The organism is uncultured Bacillus sp., from assembly GCF_958411575.1.
Classification (GTDB): Bacteria; Bacillota; Bacilli; order Bacillales; family Bacillaceae; genus Bacillus; species Bacillus spizizenii.
Map to the genome: position 1 here is coordinate 1 of NZ_CATYRA010000007.1, position 15303 is coordinate 15303.

The 15303-nt window shown below is 44.2% G+C and carries 18 protein-coding genes and 1 pseudogene; 18 read left to right on the top strand and 1 reads right to left on the bottom strand.

The features are described from left to right. Positions 1 to 204: pseudogene (locus tag Q5C82_RS12385) on the top strand (endonuclease Q family protein); the annotation flags it as partial. Positions 205 to 212: 8 nt separating this feature from the next. Here the strand turns inward: Q5C82_RS12385 and ansR are convergent. Then, positions 213 to 563, bottom strand: coding sequence for an HTH-type transcriptional regulator AnsR (gene ansR / locus Q5C82_RS12390; RefSeq protein ID WP_003223985.1), 351 nt, complete (start codon positions 561 to 563; stop codon positions 213 to 215). 181 nt (positions 564 to 744) lie between these two features. Here ansR and ansA point away from each other — a divergent pair, with 181 nt between their 5' ends. The 17 genes from ansA to spoVAB all read left to right on the top strand — a co-directional run bounded on the left by ansA (position 745) and on the right by spoVAB (position 15299). Then, positions 745 to 1734, top strand: coding sequence for an asparaginase (gene ansA / locus Q5C82_RS12395; protein ID WP_003223983.1), 990 nt, complete (start codon positions 745 to 747; stop codon positions 1732 to 1734). 45 nt (positions 1735 to 1779) lie between these two features. Next, entirely contained in the window at positions 1780 to 3207 is a 1428-nt protein-coding gene (aspA, locus tag Q5C82_RS12400; protein WP_003223981.1) for an aspartate ammonia-lyase, read from the top strand. A 142-nt stretch (positions 3208 to 3349) separates the two neighbouring features. Beyond that, on the top strand, positions 3350 to 4756 hold the full coding sequence (gene mleN, locus Q5C82_RS12405; RefSeq protein WP_003223980.1) for a malate-H+/Na+-lactate antiporter MleN: 1407 nt from the start codon (positions 3350 to 3352) through the stop codon (positions 4754 to 4756). A gap of 17 nt (positions 4757 to 4773) precedes the next feature. Beyond that, complete coding sequence (locus Q5C82_RS12410; RefSeq protein ID WP_003223979.1) at positions 4774 to 6093, top strand: NAD-dependent malic enzyme; 1320 nt, start codon at positions 4774 to 4776, stop codon at positions 6091 to 6093. Between the two features lie 101 nt (positions 6094 to 6194). Next, complete coding sequence (locus Q5C82_RS12415; protein ID WP_003223977.1) at positions 6195 to 6410, top strand: hypothetical protein; 216 nt, start codon at positions 6195 to 6197, stop codon at positions 6408 to 6410. Positions 6411 to 6511: 101 nt separating this feature from the next. Beyond that, positions 6512 to 7156, top strand: coding sequence for a stage II sporulation protein M (gene spoIIM, locus Q5C82_RS12420; protein ID WP_003223975.1), 645 nt, complete (start codon positions 6512 to 6514; stop codon positions 7154 to 7156). Between the two features lie 112 nt (positions 7157 to 7268). Beyond that, positions 7269 to 7718, top strand: coding sequence for a ferric iron uptake transcriptional regulator (fur, locus tag Q5C82_RS12425; protein WP_003223972.1), 450 nt, complete (start codon positions 7269 to 7271; stop codon positions 7716 to 7718). A 124-nt stretch (positions 7719 to 7842) separates the two neighbouring features. Then, a complete protein-coding gene (locus Q5C82_RS12430) occupies positions 7843 to 8070 on the top strand; it encodes a YqzK family protein (RefSeq protein ID WP_003223970.1) in 228 nt (75 codons plus the stop codon). A 7-nt stretch (positions 8071 to 8077) separates the two neighbouring features. Beyond that, complete coding sequence (gene xerD, locus Q5C82_RS12435) at positions 8078 to 8968, top strand: site-specific tyrosine recombinase XerD (protein ID WP_003223968.1); 891 nt, start codon at positions 8078 to 8080, stop codon at positions 8966 to 8968. A gap of 162 nt (positions 8969 to 9130) precedes the next feature. Next, positions 9131 to 10315 (top strand): phosphopentomutase, encoded by a 1185-nt coding sequence (deoB, locus tag Q5C82_RS12440; protein ID WP_003223966.1) that lies wholly within the window; start codon positions 9131 to 9133, stop codon positions 10313 to 10315. Positions 10316 to 10327: 12 nt separating this feature from the next. Then, on the top strand, positions 10328 to 11143 hold the full coding sequence (locus Q5C82_RS12445; protein ID WP_003223963.1) for a purine nucleoside phosphorylase I, inosine and guanosine-specific: 816 nt from the start codon (positions 10328 to 10330) through the stop codon (positions 11141 to 11143). A 159-nt stretch (positions 11144 to 11302) separates the two neighbouring features. Beyond that, positions 11303 to 12472 (top strand): D-alanyl-D-alanine carboxypeptidase DacF, encoded by a 1170-nt coding sequence (gene dacF, locus Q5C82_RS12450; RefSeq protein WP_003223959.1) that lies wholly within the window; start codon positions 11303 to 11305, stop codon positions 12470 to 12472. Between the two features lie 95 nt (positions 12473 to 12567). Further along, entirely contained in the window at positions 12568 to 12921 is a 354-nt protein-coding gene (spoIIAA, locus tag Q5C82_RS12455) for an anti-sigma F factor antagonist (protein WP_003223957.1), read from the top strand. Further along, complete coding sequence (spoIIAB, locus tag Q5C82_RS12460) at positions 12918 to 13358, top strand: anti-sigma F factor (RefSeq protein ID WP_003223955.1); 441 nt, start codon at positions 12918 to 12920, stop codon at positions 13356 to 13358. The genes spoIIAA and spoIIAB overlap by 4 nt, the downstream gene beginning before the upstream one ends. A gap of 11 nt (positions 13359 to 13369) precedes the next feature. Next, positions 13370 to 14137: an RNA polymerase sporulation sigma factor SigF gene (gene sigF, locus Q5C82_RS12465; protein WP_003223952.1), complete on the top strand. Its 768-nt coding sequence runs from the start codon at positions 13370 to 13372 to the stop codon at positions 14135 to 14137. A gap of 126 nt (positions 14138 to 14263) precedes the next feature. Next, positions 14264 to 14884 (top strand): stage V sporulation protein SpoVAA, encoded by a 621-nt coding sequence (spoVAA, locus tag Q5C82_RS12470; protein ID WP_003223950.1) that lies wholly within the window; start codon positions 14264 to 14266, stop codon positions 14882 to 14884. After that, positions 14874 to 15299: a stage V sporulation protein SpoVAB gene (gene spoVAB / locus Q5C82_RS12475; protein ID WP_003223948.1), complete on the top strand. Its 426-nt coding sequence runs from the start codon at positions 14874 to 14876 to the stop codon at positions 15297 to 15299. Before spoVAA ends, spoVAB begins: the two co-directional genes overlap by 11 nt. The last annotated feature ends 4 nt before the right edge of the window (positions 15300 to 15303 follow it).

Here is a 15303-nt window from a genome sequence, read left to right on the forward strand (position 1 = left end):
GTTTTCAAACTAGAAGGTGTTTTTTATTTGTCTCATATTATGGGGTCAGTCCCAACAGAAATGGCTGTTCTTCATGAGGCTGCAGAAGAAGATTTGGTTCGCGTTGTCCCGCCGAAAACCGCGGCTCTTATTGTAAAAGCGAGATCTGGAAAGCTGGAATTGAAAGCCGGAGGAGGAGGAACCTACGGGAAAATTAAACGGTGAGTGAAAGATTAACTAAGTTCCTCCTGTACTTTTCTTTTTGTCCGGATAAAGGTGATCAACTGGATGATTTCGTCTTCACTCAGCGGCTTGCCATCAACAGAAATGTTAAAGTTAAGGCTGCTCCACGTGGTCAATTCAATGGTCTGAGGAGCAGTCTGCTTTTGTTTCTCGCGGCCCAAAAGTTCATCGCAGGTTGTGTCAAAGAGGTCAGCCAGCATGGCAAGTGCCTCAAGCGAAGGCCGGCGGTAGCCTGACTCGTAGCCGGCATATGTGCTTTTTGCGATACCCAGAAGGTCAGCAGTATATTGAAGCGACCAATTTTTCTTTTTTCTCAATTCAGTTAAACGATCTAGATTCATGAACTTCCGCTCCTTTTTCACCTTGAGCTGATTATATCATATAGGTATTAGGAAGTGTACGCGAATTGAATAATAATGTCTTGCGTATTTTATTTTCCGTGTCTATAATTGCATTAAAAGTATGCGAAAAGCGAATGCCTTCTCGCAACCCATCTTTAGATACAGTGAAGAGGTGCATGGTATGAAAAAATTATTGATGTTGACAACTGGGGGAACGATTGCTTCAGTTGAAGGGGAAAATGGGCTGGCTCCCGGAGTCAAGGCTGATGAATTATTAAGTTACGTATCAAAACTTGATAACGATTACACGATGGAAACTCAGTCGCTTATGAATATAGACAGCACCAATATGCAGCCTGAATACTGGGTGGAAATAGCGGAAGCCGTTAAGGAAAATTATGATGCCTATGACGGGTTTGTTATTACACACGGTACAGATACAATGGCCTATACATCTGCTGCACTATCATATATGCTGCAGCATGCCAAAAAGCCGATTGTCATCACCGGTTCGCAGATCCCGATCACGTTCCAAAAAACCGATGCCAAAAAAAATATTACAGACGCGATTCGCTTTGCCTGTGAAGGCGTGGGCGGCGTTTATGTTGTGTTTGACGGCAGAGTCATCCAAGGAACGCGCGCGATCAAATTAAGAACGAAAAGCTACGACGCATTTGAAAGCATCAATTACCCATATATCGCTTTTATCAATGAAGACGGGATCGAATACAACAAACAAGTAACGGAACCTGAGAACGACACCTTCACAGTTGATACTTCACTATGCACTGATGTATGTCTGCTCAAGCTTCATCCAGGCTTAAAGCCTGAAATGTTTGATGCCCTGAAAAGCATGTACAGAGGAATTGTCATTGAGAGTTATGGCAGCGGGGGCGTCCCTTTTGAAGGCAGAGACATTTTGTCAAAAGTGAATGAGCTGATCGAAAGCGGCATAGTCGTCGTGATCACAACTCAATGTCTGGAAGAAGGCGAAGATATGAGTATTTACGAGGTCGGCCGCAGAGTCAACCAAGACTTAATTATCCGATCCAGAAATATGAACACAGAAGCAATCGTGCCAAAATTGATGTGGGCACTCGGCCAGTCTTCGGATCTTCCAGTCGTCAAGAGAATTATGGAAACGCCAATTGCTGATGACGTTGTCCTGTAACATTACAGAAACTATGACCAACAAAGAGAAAGTAGGTTAAAGATTATGTTAAACGGCCAAAAAGAATACCGCGTGGAAAAAGATTTCCTTGGAGAAAAACAAATTGAAGCTGATGTTTATTACGGAATCCAGACGCTTCGTGCTTCTGAAAACTTCCCGATTACGGGATACAAGATCCATGAAGAAATGATTAACGCGCTGGCGATTGTAAAAAAAGCTGCGGCTCTTGCCAACATGGACGTGAAACGGCTGTATGAAGGAATTGGCCAAGCTATCGTACAAGCCGCTGATGAGATTCTGGAAGGCAAATGGCACGATCAGTTTATCGTCGATCCGATTCAGGGCGGTGCCGGAACTTCTATGAACATGAATGCGAATGAGGTTATCGGAAACCGGGCGCTTGAAATCATGGGACATCAAAAGGGAGACTATATCCATTTAAGCCCAAACACACATGTGAATATGTCACAGTCTACAAATGATGTGTTCCCGACCGCTATTCATATTTCCACATTGAAGCTGTTGGAAAAACTGCTGAAAACAATGGAAGATATGCATAGTGTGTTCAAACAAAAAGCACAGGAATTTGATTCTGTTATTAAAATGGGCCGGACACATCTTCAAGACGCTGTTCCGATTCGTCTTGGCCAGGAATTCGAAGCGTACAGCCGTGTTCTGGAGCGTGATATCAAACGGATCAAGCAATCACGCCAGCACCTGTATGAAGTCAACATGGGCGCAACTGCTGTGGGTACAGGCCTGAACGCCGATCCTGAATATATCAAACAGGTTGTAAAGCACCTTGCTGATATCAGCGGTCTTCCCCTTGTCGGTGCTGATCATCTCGTTGATGCGACACAAAATACAGATGCCTATACAGAGGTATCGGCTTCATTAAAGGTCTGCATGATGAACATGTCTAAAATCGCAAACGACCTTCGTTTGATGGCATCAGGCCCGCGCGCCGGACTTGCGGAAATTTCTCTGCCAGCACGTCAGCCGGGATCATCCATTATGCCGGGGAAAGTCAATCCGGTTATGGCCGAGCTAATCAACCAAATTGCGTTCCAGGTCATTGGAAACGATAATACAATCTGCCTTGCTTCAGAAGCCGGCCAGCTTGAATTGAACGTCATGGAGCCAGTGCTTGTCTTTAACTTGCTTCAATCCATCAGTATCATGAACAACGGCTTCCGTTCGTTCACTGACTATTGCTTAAAAGGCATCGAAGCCAACGAAAAACGCTTGAAACAATACGTGGAAAAAAGCGCAGGAGTGATCACTGCAGTCAATCCGCACCTTGGGTATGAAGCGGCAGCCCGAATTGCCCGGGAAGCAATTATGACAGGCCAATCAGTCCGTGATCTATGCCTGCAGCATGATGTGCTGACAGAAGAAGAGCTAGATCTTATTTTAAACCCATATGAGATGACAAAACCAGGTATTGCAGGGAAAGAACTATTAGAAAAATAAAATTTAAACAAAATACAGCTTATTCATCCCCGTATAGCCCAGATGAATAAGCTGTTTACAACATAGGGATGAGGAAGTATAGTATACGTGTTGCACTATTTATTGAAAGCGTTTTAGCTTTTTACATGAAGGGGGACTTCTTTTGAAGGATGTAAGACTGCCAACACTATTCGAAATTATTATTGTACTAGGATCATTTTTAGCACTTGTCATGTCGTTTACAGTCTTTTTAGACTTGCCGATACAGCTCGCGCTCTTCATTTCCTGGTTTATCGCAATGATTCTCGGAATTAGACTCGGTTATTCTTATAAAGATATGCAAAATGCCATCCTGAATGGAATATCAAACGGTCTTGAAGCCGTTCTGATTCTTGTTTCAGTAGGAGCATTAATTGGAACATGGATCGCCGGAGGAATTGTACCGACTCTGATTTACTATGGTTTAGAATTTATTCACCCTAGCATCTTTTTGCTTGCTACGTTAATTATTTGTTCAATTATGTCAGTAGCAACAGGAACGTCATGGGGAACAGTCGGAACTGCCGGCATTGCCATGATCGCAATTGGAGAGGGATTAGGCCTTCCGCTTCCTCTTGTAGCTGGAGCTATTCTATCAGGCGCTTATTTCGGGGACAAGCTGTCTCCTCTATCTGACAGCACAGTTCTGGCTTCTTCACTATCTAAAGTGGATGTCTTAGATCACGTCAGAGCAATGCTCTTTTTATCTGTGCCAGCATATGTGATTACAGCAATTTTATTTACAATTACCGGCTTTATGTACGGCGGGAAAAATATTGATCTTGATAAAGTTGAATTCTTGAAATCATCTTTGCAAAATACGTTCGACATTCATATTTGGATGCTGATCCCGGCTGCTATCGTGATTATCTTATTGGCGATGAAAAAGCCGTCAATGCCGGTTATCGTAATTGGCGCTTTGCTTGGCGCTGTCTGGGCTGTTGTTTTCCAAGGTATGAATCCAGCGGATGCGATTGCAACTGCCTACAACGGATTCTCGATTAAAACAGATGTTGAATTCTTGAACGGCCTGTTAAATCGCGGAGGCATCGTCGGAATGCTCGGTTCCCTTGTCGTCATTATCTTTGGTCTCGGATTTGGCGGATTGCTTGAAAAGCTTGGCGTCTTAAAAGTGATCGTCTCTATGTTTGAAAAGAAATTAACTTCACCGGGCAACGTCACTTTGTCTACGCTGATTGTAGCGTTTTTAGCGAACATCTTCGGCTGTGCGATGTATGTATCTCTTATTTTGACACCGAAGATTATGGAAAACAGCTATGATCGATTAAATCTCGACAGAAGAGTGCTATCCCGTAACTCAGAGGTCGGAGGAACATTAACTTCAGGTATGGTGCCTTGGTCTGATAACGGTATTTACATGGCGGGGATACTAGGAGTTTCTACCTTCTCTTATCTGCCGTTTATGTGGCTCAGTTTTGTTGCAATAGGTCTTGCTATTATCTATGGTTATACAGGAAAATTTATATGGTATACGAAAAACAATACAGTTAAAGCCGAAAAACTAGGCTAATAGGGGAGGATCACTGAATGATAGCGAAACACATGATTCGGACACTAATGATCGAAACGCCTTCGGTTCCCGGAAATCTTGGAAGGGTAGCTACGGCAATCGGCCTTCTGGGCGGGGATATTGGTGAAGTGGAGACGGTAAAAGTCGGTCCCAATTACACAATGCGGAATATTACCGTTCAAGTGGAGAATGAAGAACAGCTTCAGGAAGTGATCGCGGCTGTACAGGCCTTGGGAGAAGGGATCAGGCTTCACACCGTATCTGATGAGGTCCTGTCCGCACATGAAGGCGGAAAAATCCAAATGAAAAGCAAAATGCCAATCCGATCACTGGCAGAGCTCGGACGTGTCTATACACCAGGTGTTGCAGACGTGTGCAGGCTGATCGAAAAAGAACCTGAAAAAGCGTCTATTTATACAACGATCAGTAATTCTGTCGCGATTGTAACGGATGGAACGGCAATTCTCGGTCTTGGAAATATTGGCTCTGTGGCAGGCATGCCTGTTATGGAAGGAAAGGCTGCTCTGTTTGATCAGCTGGCGGGTATTAGTGGCATTCCAATATTGCTTGATACGAGTGATCCTGAAGAAATCATCAAAACGGTAAAGCATATTTCTCCGGGGTTTAACGGCATCCTGCTTGAAGATATCGGCTCGCCGCATTGCTTCGAAATCGAGGACCGCCTAAAAGAGGAGCTGAACATCCCTGTTATGCACGATGATCAGCATGGTACAGCTGTTGTCACGCTGGCAGCTGCCATCTCGGCATGCAGGAGTGCGGGGGTTGACCTGAAAGAAGCGAAAGTGGGGCAAATCGGCCTGGGTGCAGCAGGTGTTGCCATCTGCCGGATGTTTATGGCCTACGGCGTGAAAGCTGTGTACGGAACAGACAAATCGGAGGCAGCAATGAACCGTCTCGAACAATACGGCGGACAGGCAGTTGCCAGCATTGAGGAGCTCATGGAAACCTGTGACATTATTGTCGCTACAACGGGCGTTCCGGGGTTAATTAAACCAGCATTTGTACGTTCTGGTCAAGTGATTTTGGCTTTATCGAATCCGAAGCCGGAAATTGAGCCGGAAGCCGCGCTGCAAGCTGGCGCCGCATATGCAGCGGACGGACGTTCTGTTAATAATGTGCTCGGTTTCCCGGGGATTTTCAGGGGAGCGCTCAACGCGAAAAGCAAGGAGATTAATCATGATATGCTTGTCGCAGCAGCAGAGGCCATCGCAGCCTGCACAAAACAAGGCGATGTAGTCCCTCAGCCGCTTGATTCGAAAGTCCATCATGAGGTAGCAGCTGCGGTCGAGCATGCAGCTCTAACAGCAGTAAAATAAATGAAGTCAAACAGCACCTGGCATAAACAGGTGCTGTTTTTTTCTCATCATATGATATCTTTGCTATAATTGCTGTGAAAATAAATAAGGGAGTGATCAGCATGGCAAAAAGCCGAGCGAAAAAGAAGCGGGGGCATTTGCTTAGAAATGGCGGACGTGACGTCTTATTATCAAGAGGCAGCACACCATCGTTCAGCACACATGAAAGAATGGCAAAAAGCAAAAAAGAGATGTTGAATAAACGGAAGCATAAGAATCCTTATCATCATACGGCAATTGATGAGAAGGATTTTTTTGTGCTTCAAAAAGCCGCCTAGCATTCTTCTCTATTGTTTCTTTTTTGAAAAAGGGCATGTTTTTCCGTTTCTTTCATACAATCTATTAAATCAAATCACTAGAGCGGGCGGGAGGAAACGGTATGCGAAAAATCTCTTATAAGGACATGTTTCTCCGACATGTCAAAGATCATCTCTCTCTTTATATATTTGTCTCAGTCCTGTTTTTCATGGGTGTCATCTTTGGCGCGATTATTGTCAACAGCATGACCATCAGCCAAAAAGAAGATTTATACTACTATTTAAGCCAATTTTTCGGACAGCTTTCGGATGGAAAACAGGCAAGTTCAACTGATATGTTTGGGCAAAGTATCTTTCATAATGCAAAGTATTTAGGGTTGATGTGGATATTGGGAATTTCCGTCATTGGGATGCCGATTATTTTTATCATGATCTTTCTGAAAGGCATCGTCGTCGGCTTTACGGTCGGGTTCCTTGTCAATCAGATGGGAGTCAGCGGTTTTTTCTTATCCTTTGTCTCCGTTTTGCCCCAAAATGTGCTGCTGATTCCGGCTTATCTCATAATGGGCACGTGTGCGATTGCGTTTTCTTTAAAGTTAATCAGGCAGCTGTTCGTGAAACGAAGCCTTCATGACGCGCCGATTCAGTGGTTCGGGCGGTATGCCTTTGTGCTTCTGGTCATTCTGTTTTTAGCGCTGATCTCATCTCTCTTTGAAGCCTATTTATCTCCAGTTTTAATGGAAAAGCTTACATCGAGACTTTTTTAAAATCATTATTAAAAGAAAATCGTTTTATTTATCAGTTTATAATAATTATAGTTGGAACTCCGCGCGTATTTTGTTATAATGAGTCATGGAATGCGGCGTAGGAGGGAAAGACATGGAAAACCGTATTGATCGAATTAAGAAACAACTGCACTCATCCAGCTACAAACTTACGCCTCAGCGTGAAGCGACAGTAAGAGTGCTGCTTGAAAATGAAGAAGACCATTTAAGCGCAGAAGATGTATACCTCCTCGTAAAAGAGAAATCTCCTGAGATCGGTCTCGCAACAGTATACCGTACGCTTGAATTATTAACTGAATTAAAAGTCGTTGATAAAATTAACTTTGGAGACGGCGTGTCCCGTTACGACCTTCGTAAAGAGGGCGCAGCTCACTTTCATCACCACTTGGTGTGCATGGAGTGCGGAGCCGTTGATGAAATTGAAGAAGATTTGCTTGAAGACGTGGAAGAAATCATTGAACGTGATTGGAAATTTAAGATTAAAGATCATAGATTGACGTTTCACGGCATATGCCACCGCTGTAACGGAAAAGAAACTGAATAGACGGTGCCGAGCGCGAACCTTTTCTCATAGGGAAAGGGTTTTTTGCTGTTTCTATGTATAAAACCTTTCTGATTTGGCATATGGTTTAAATAACTGGAACCATAGGGAAAGGATCGATTAGGACATGGGAAGATTCCTAAAAACAGCTCTCGATGCATTGAAAGTTTTCATCCTGTTTACCGGTTTTACCGCTCTGTTCTATTATGCTATGATATGGGTGAATCAAGAGTATGAAAACTATCATCGGTACGATAAACCGGAAGGCTCCGCTGTAAAAGTTGTTGAAATGGATCAGGATGAAAAAGGCGGATGGTTCGACCGGTTGATCTTTTTTTACCAAAACGGGGAGTAGATCAATAGTGAAAGATCAAATAAAGGATTTCATCCACTACGTCATGGTAGAGAGAGGGCTTTCCCAAAACACAGTGGTATCCTATGAACGTGACTTGAAAAGCTATTCTCTCTATTTAACAGAAACCCTTCATGTTACGGATTGGAATCACGTAACCCGTATACATATTATTCAATATTTAAAGCACTTGAAGGACTCGGGGAAATCCGGCAAGACATCGGCGCGTCATTTGGCATCGATTCGCTCTTTTCACCAATTTCTGCTCAGGGAAAAGGTGACGGACAAGGATCCTTCCGTTCATATCGAAACACAAAAGACCGAACGGGCGCTTCCGAAGGTGCTCGCGCTCAATGAGGTCGAACGATTATTGGACACACCTAAGCTGACGAGCCCTTTCGGCTATCGGGATAAAGCAATGCTGGAGCTGCTCTATGCGACAGGCATACGAGTCAGTGAAATGATAGAATTGAAAACGGCAGATGTTCACTTATCCATGGGTTTTGTCCGCTGCTTCGGGAAAGGAAGAAAAGAACGAATTGTGCCAATCGGTGAAGCGGCCGCTTCCGCCATTGAGGAATATATAACAAAAGCCAGGGGGAAACTGCTTAAGAACAATGTGTCTGACGCTCTCTTTTTAAATCATCACGGCAAACAGATCAGCCGCCAGGGATTTTGGAAAAACCTAAAGAAAATCGCACTGGAAGCGGGGATAAAAAAAGAGCTGACCCCGCATACCCTCAGGCATTCCTTTGCGTCCCATCTGCTTGAGAACGGGGCTGATCTTAGAGCGGTGCAGGAAATGCTCGGCCATGCGGATATATCCACGACGCAAATTTATACGCATGTGACGAAAACAAGGCTGAAGGATGTGTACAAGCAGTTTCATCCGCGCGCCTAGCCGCAGGTGGCTGCGGCTTTTTTGTTTAGGACGACAGAAAATATTGAAGTTTCTCATTATTTCCGAATGCATTGTCAACGGGAATGAAAACGGTTTATACTTGAGTTGTCTGACCTCTTAGCGATACAATAGACGTATAGAAAAAAAGGAGGCTTTCAGGAGATGCCTGCATACAAATATAATCGAGTGTTTTTAATTGTGATGGACTCAGTCGGAATTGGCGAAGCGCCGGATGCCGCTGACTTTAATGACGAAGGCGCCAATACGCTCGGGCATATTGCCGAGCATATGAATGGATTACATATGCCGAATATGGCAAAACTCGGCCTTGGTCTCATCGGAGATATCAAAGGTGTAGAAAAAACAGAACATCCGCTTGCGTATTATGGAAAAATGCAAGAAGCGTCTAACGGTAAAGATACCATGACCGGCCATTGGGAGATCATGGGCTTGTATATTGATAAACCGTTTAAAGTGTTCCCGGAAGGCTTCCCTGATGAACTGCTTCAGGAGCTGGAAAAGAGATCTGGACGCAAAATTATCGGAAACAAGCCGGCTTCCGGCACAGCGATTTTGGATGAACTTGGCCAGGAGCACATGGAGACAGGGGCTTTAATTGTATACACATCTGCTGACTCTGTTCTGCAAATTGCCGCTCACGAAGAGGTTGTGCCGCTTGAAGAGCTGTACCGCATTTGTGAAACGGCGAGAGAGCTGACGCTTGATCCGAAGTATATGGTAGGCCGCATTATCGCACGGCCGTTCGTCGGAGAGCCAGGACAATTTAAACGGACACCAAACCGTCATGACTATGCGCTTAAGCCATTTGACCGCACTGTCATGAATGAAATGAAAGACAGCGGATTAGATGTGATCTCAATCGGAAAAATCTCTGATATTTATGACGGAGAAGGCATTACTTCTTCACGGAGAACAGTATCCAATATGGACGGAATGGACAAGGTGATCGATACGCTGGGAGAAGATTTTACTGGTCTAAGCTTTGCAAACCTTGTTGATTTTGACGCTTTATTTGGACATCGCCGTGACCCAGAAGGCTACGGACGCGCGCTTGAAGAATTTGATGCGCGTCTTCCGGAAGTATTTGAGAAAATGAAAGAAGACGATCTGTTAATCATTACAGCTGACCACGGCAATGATCCGATTCATCACGGAACCGACCATACACGCGAGTACGTGCCGATTCTCGCTTACAGCAAAAAACATCAGAAAGCGCAAATGCTGCCGCTTGCAGATACATTTGCTGATATCGGCGCAACGATCGCTGATAATTTCCAAACGAATAAACCGAAATACGGGAAAAGCTTTTTATCTTTATTACAATAGGGGGACTGTTTCTTGAAAGACAGAATCGAACGCGCAGCCGCTTTTATTAAGCAAAACCTGCCGGAATCTCCGAAGATCGGCCTTATTTTAGGCTCAGGACTTGGTATTTTGGCGGAAGAAATCGAAAATCCGGTCAAGCTGAAATATGAAGACATACCTGAATTCCCGGTATCCACTGTTGAGGGACATGCCGGCCAGCTTGTGCTTGGCACCCTTGAAGGAGTGTCCGTCATAGCAATGCAGGGCCGTTTTCATTTTTATGAAGGCTATTCAATGGAGAAAGTCACTTTCCCTGTACGCGTGATGAAAGCGCTCGGCGTAGAAGCATTGATCGTGACAAATGCCGCTGGCGGTGTCAACACTGAATTCCGTGCGGGAGACTTAATGATCATTACTGACCATATCAACTTTATGGGAACAAACCCGCTGATCGGGCCAAATGAAGCCGATTTCGGCGCCAGATTTCCAGATATGTCTTCAGCCTATGACAAAGACCTTTCCAGCTTGGCTGAAAAGATTGCGAAAGACCTTAACATTCCAATTCAAAAAGGCGTGTATACCGCTGTGACAGGACCATCTTACGAAACACCGGCAGAAGTCCGTTTCTTAAGAACAATGGGCTCTGACGCAGTCGGCATGTCTACTGTTCCGGAAGTCATTGTGGCGAATCATGCGGGAATGCGTGTCCTTGGCATCTCCTGCATCTCTAACGCGGCTGCCGGAATTCTGGATCAGCCTTTAAGTCACGATGAAGTAATGGAAGTGACGGAAAAAGTAAAAGCAGGATTCTTGCAGCTTGTAAAAGCAGTCGTCGCTCAGTACGAATAAAAATTGAATGATAGCAAGATCAAAAGACAGCTGTGTCTGATATGACGCAGCTGTCTTTTTTTATGCCGAAAAAAGATACGAAACATTTTCCATCAGTGGCGTATAAAACCATCCCGCTTGGAAAAAATAAAAAGGATTATGAAATGGAGGGCTTTTGAGATGAAACGTCTTTTATCCACTTTGTTGATTGGTATAATGCTGCTTACTTTTGCACCGTCTGCATTTGCAAAACAAGACGGAAAAGGCACATCGGAGCTTGCTCATGAAGCGAAGTCTGCGGTGCTGATAGAACGTGACACGGGAAAAGTGCTTTACAACAAGAACAGTAATGAGAGACTGGCGCCTGCCAGCATGACGAAAATTATGACGATGCTTTTAATTATGGAAGCTTTAGATGAAGGCAAAATCAAAATGAGTGATAAGGTCCGTACGAGCGAGCATGCGGCTTCAATGGGCGGCTCACAGATTTTCCTTGAACCCGGTGAGGAAATGACTGTCAAAGAAATGCTGAAAGGCATCGCAATCGCATCGGGAAATGACGCTTCCGTAGCGATGGCTGAATTCATTTCCGGCTCTGAAGAAGAATTTGTGAAGAAAATGAACAAAAAAGCAAGAGAGCTGGGCTTGAAAAATACATCCTTTAAAAACCCGACCGGGCTGACCGAGGAAGGACACTTCAGCTCTGCGTATGACATGGCAATCATGGCTAAGGAATTATTGAAATACGAATCAATAACGAAGTTTACCGGTACGTATGAAGACTATCTGCGCGAAAATACAGATAAAAAGTTTTGGCTAGTGAATACAAATCGGCTGATCAAGTTTTATCCTGGCGTAGACGGCGTAAAAACAGGCTATACAGGTGAAGCGAAATATTGTCTGACAGCTTCGGCTAAAAAAGGAAACATGCGGGCCATTGCGGTTGTATTCGGAGCGAGCACACCTAAAGATAGAAACGCGCAAGTGACAAAGATGCTTGATTTCGCTTTTAGTCAATATGAAACACATCCTTTATATAAACGAAATGAAATAGTAGCAAAAGTAAAGGTGAAAAAAGGCAAACAAAAATTTATCGAACTCACTACTTCTGAGCCGATTTCAATATTGACGAAAAAAGGCGAGGATATGAAAAATGTGAAAAAAGAAATCAAATTGAATGACAATGTAAGTGCTCCTGTTCAAAAAGGCCAAGAGCTTGGCACGCTCGTTCTGAAAAAGGACGGAGAAGTGCTCGCTGAAAGTCCTGTTGCTGCTAAAGAAGATATGAAGAAAGCCGGGTTCTTAACATTCTTGAAGCGGACGATGGGAGACTGGACAAAATTTAAGTAATTATGCCGAATGACCACTAGTTTTGTCACGGTGAAGGAATTCATTCCGTCGAAATCGAAACACTCATTATCCGATCATATCAAGGAGGAATGAACATGAGCCTTGGAATTGACATGCATGTCAAAGAATCTGTGCTTTGTATTCGATTAACGGGTGAACTCGATCACCATACGGCTGAAACCCTGAAACAAAAAGTGACTCAATCATTGGAGAAGGATGATATTCGCCATATCGTGCTGAACCTGGAGGACCTTTCCTTTATGGACAGCTCTGGGCTTGGCGTCATTTTAGGAAGATACAAGCAAATTAAGCAAATTGGCGGGGAAATGGTCGTTTGCGCTATCTCTCCTGCGGTGAAGCGGCTGTTTGATATGTCGGGCCTGTTTAAAATTATCCGTTTTGAACAATCTGAGCAGCAGGCGCTGCTGACGCTGGGGGTGGCATCATGAAAAACGAAATGCATCTTGAATTTTCTGCCCTCAGCCAGAATGAATCGTTCGCCCGGGTCACAGTTGCTTCGTTTATTGCCCAGCTTGACCCGACAATGGACGAACTGACCGAAATCAAAACAGTCGTGTCAGAGGCTGTGACGAATGCTATTATCCATGGATATGAAGAGAACTGTGACGGAAAAGTTTACATTTCAGTGACGCTGGAAGATCATGTCGTATATATGACCATTCGTGATGAAGGCAGGGGCATTACAGATCTCGAAGAAGCCCGCCAGCCTTTATTCACGACTAAGCCTGAGCTTGAGCGCTCTGGAATGGGCTTTACTATTATGGAAAATTTCATGGATGATGTCAGTATCGATTCATCACCTGAGATGGGCACAACGATTCGCTTAACAAAGCACTTATCAAAAAGCAAAGCGCTTTGTAATTAAGGAGATTTGTTATGGATGTGGAGGTTAAGAAAAACGGCAAAAACGCTCAGCTGAAGGATCATGAAGTAAAGGAATTAATCAAACAAAGCCAAAATGGCGACCAGCAGGCAAGAGACCTCCTCATAGAAAAAAACATGCGTCTTGTTTGGTCTGTCGTACAGCGGTTTTTAAACAGAGGATACGAGCCTGACGATCTCTTTCAGATCGGCTGCATCGGGCTGTTAAAATCTGTGGACAAATTTGATTTAACCTATGATGTGCGTTTTTCAACGTATGCAGTGCCAATGATTATCGGTGAAATCCAGCGCTTTATTCGTGATGACGGAACCGTAAAGGTGTCAAGGTCTTTAAAAGAGCTCGGAAACAAAATCCGGCGCGCGAAGGATGAGCTTTCCAAAACACTAGGCAGAGTGCCGACGGTGCAGGAGATCGCCGACCATTTGGAAATTGAAGCAGAAGATGTCGTACTCGCCCAAGAGGCGGTAAGGGCTCCGTCTTCGATTCACGAAACCGTTTATGAGAATGACGGAGATCCGATTACCCTGCTTGATCAAATCGCTGACAACTCAGAAGAAAAATGGTTTGACAAGATTGCCCTTAAAGAAGCGATCAGCGATTTGGAGGAAAGGGAAAAACTAATCGTCTATCTCAGATATTATAAAGACCAGACACAGTCCGAGGTGGCTGAGCGGCTTGGGATCTCTCAAGTTCAGGTTTCCAGGCTTGAAAAGAAAATATTAAAACAGATCAAGGTTCAAATGGATCATACGGATAGCTAGTCTGCAATGCAGGCTAGCTTTTTTGTGTGCAAAAGCGTGGTAATTTATGGTCTTTTCGAGCGGATGAATGAGAACAAAATCGAACCACATACTACATATATAACCACCGAAAGATGGTGATCAATGATGGAACGACGTATATTTATCCGACTTCGCCACAGGGTGCTGGCCCACCCGGGAGATATCATCACGGTTGGAGATGCCGCGCAAATTGAAGGACAGCTTCAGCTGAAAAAGAAACTGTCGGCTATGCCGCTTTATCAGGTGAGCGAAAAAGATAAAAATATTGTAATTCTGGATATCATACAAGTCCTCAAAGCCATTCATTTACAAGATCCGACACTTGATGTTCAAACGGTAGGCGGAGCAGAAACCATTGTTGAAATTCAGTATCGGAAACGGCAATTATCAACGGTTCTGTTTATCGGTGTCTGGCTGCTTCTGTTTATCGGATCGTGTCTTGCCATTATGAACTTTCATGAGGATGTAAGCATGAGAGATGTTCATATCGCACTATATGAAATCATAACCGGAGAGAGAAATGACTATCCATATTTGCTTCAAATCCCATACAGCATCGGTTTGGGACTGGGGATGATCGTGTTTTTTAACCACATATTTAAAAAGCGCCTTAATGAAGAGCCCAGCCCGCTGGAGGTTGAGATGTTTAACTACCAGCTTGATCTCGACCAATATGTGGCCATGCATGAGAATCAAGAAACAATAAAGGACTTGCATGATCGTTAGTGTATTGTTCATTATTTTTGTCGGGCTCGGCGGAGGCATCACGGTAGGGGCTGGCTTCGTTGCTTTTTTAACCGTAATGGGAATCATTCCGCGGCTGATGCAGCTCACCAAAACAATGAGATTTGTTCAAGCTTATGAAGCAGCTGTTATTCTTGGCGCGGTATGCGGGGGATGGGAGACGCTTCATATGAACCATCTTTTTTTAACAAAATGGATTGCTGTGCCGGTCGGGCTGCTGGCAGGTGTGTTTGTCGGGATGCTTGCAGCTGCCCTTACAGAGGTTTTAAATGTCTTGCCGATTTTAGCAAAACGAATCGGACTCAGAAGTAAAATCATTATTCTCTTAATGGCCATCGTGATTGGGAAAATCGCAGGATCTTTATTTCACTGGCTGTATTTTATTGATCATTCATAAGGAG

Coding starts and splice junctions, on each gene's coding strand:
- ansR (WP_003223985.1), bottom strand. CDS start 563: ATGAATCTAGATCGTTTAACTGAATTGAGAAAAAAGAAAAATTGGTCG.
- ansA (WP_003223983.1), top strand. CDS start 745: ATGAAAAAATTATTGATGTTGACAACTGGGGGAACGATTGCTTCAGTT.
- aspA (WP_003223981.1), top strand. CDS start 1,780: ATGTTAAACGGCCAAAAAGAATACCGCGTGGAAAAAGATTTCCTTGGA.
- Q5C82_RS12410 (WP_003223979.1), top strand. CDS start 4,774: ATGATAGCGAAACACATGATTCGGACACTAATGATCGAAACGCCTTCG.
- Q5C82_RS12415 (WP_003223977.1), top strand. CDS start 6,195: ATGGCAAAAAGCCGAGCGAAAAAGAAGCGGGGGCATTTGCTTAGAAAT.
- spoIIM (WP_003223975.1), top strand. CDS start 6,512: ATGCGAAAAATCTCTTATAAGGACATGTTTCTCCGACATGTCAAAGAT.
- fur (WP_003223972.1), top strand. CDS start 7,269: ATGGAAAACCGTATTGATCGAATTAAGAAACAACTGCACTCATCCAGC.
- Q5C82_RS12430 (WP_003223970.1), top strand. CDS start 7,843: ATGGGAAGATTCCTAAAAACAGCTCTCGATGCATTGAAAGTTTTCATC.
- deoB (WP_003223966.1), top strand. CDS start 9,131: ATGCCTGCATACAAATATAATCGAGTGTTTTTAATTGTGATGGACTCA.
- dacF (WP_003223959.1), top strand. CDS start 11,303: ATGAAACGTCTTTTATCCACTTTGTTGATTGGTATAATGCTGCTTACT.
- spoIIAA (WP_003223957.1), top strand. CDS start 12,568: ATGAGCCTTGGAATTGACATGCATGTCAAAGAATCTGTGCTTTGTATT.
- spoIIAB (WP_003223955.1), top strand. CDS start 12,918: ATGAAAAACGAAATGCATCTTGAATTTTCTGCCCTCAGCCAGAATGAA.
- sigF (WP_003223952.1), top strand. CDS start 13,370: ATGGATGTGGAGGTTAAGAAAAACGGCAAAAACGCTCAGCTGAAGGAT.
- spoVAA (WP_003223950.1), top strand. CDS start 14,264: ATGGAACGACGTATATTTATCCGACTTCGCCACAGGGTGCTGGCCCAC.
- spoVAB (WP_003223948.1), top strand. CDS start 14,874: ATGATCGTTAGTGTATTGTTCATTATTTTTGTCGGGCTCGGCGGAGGC.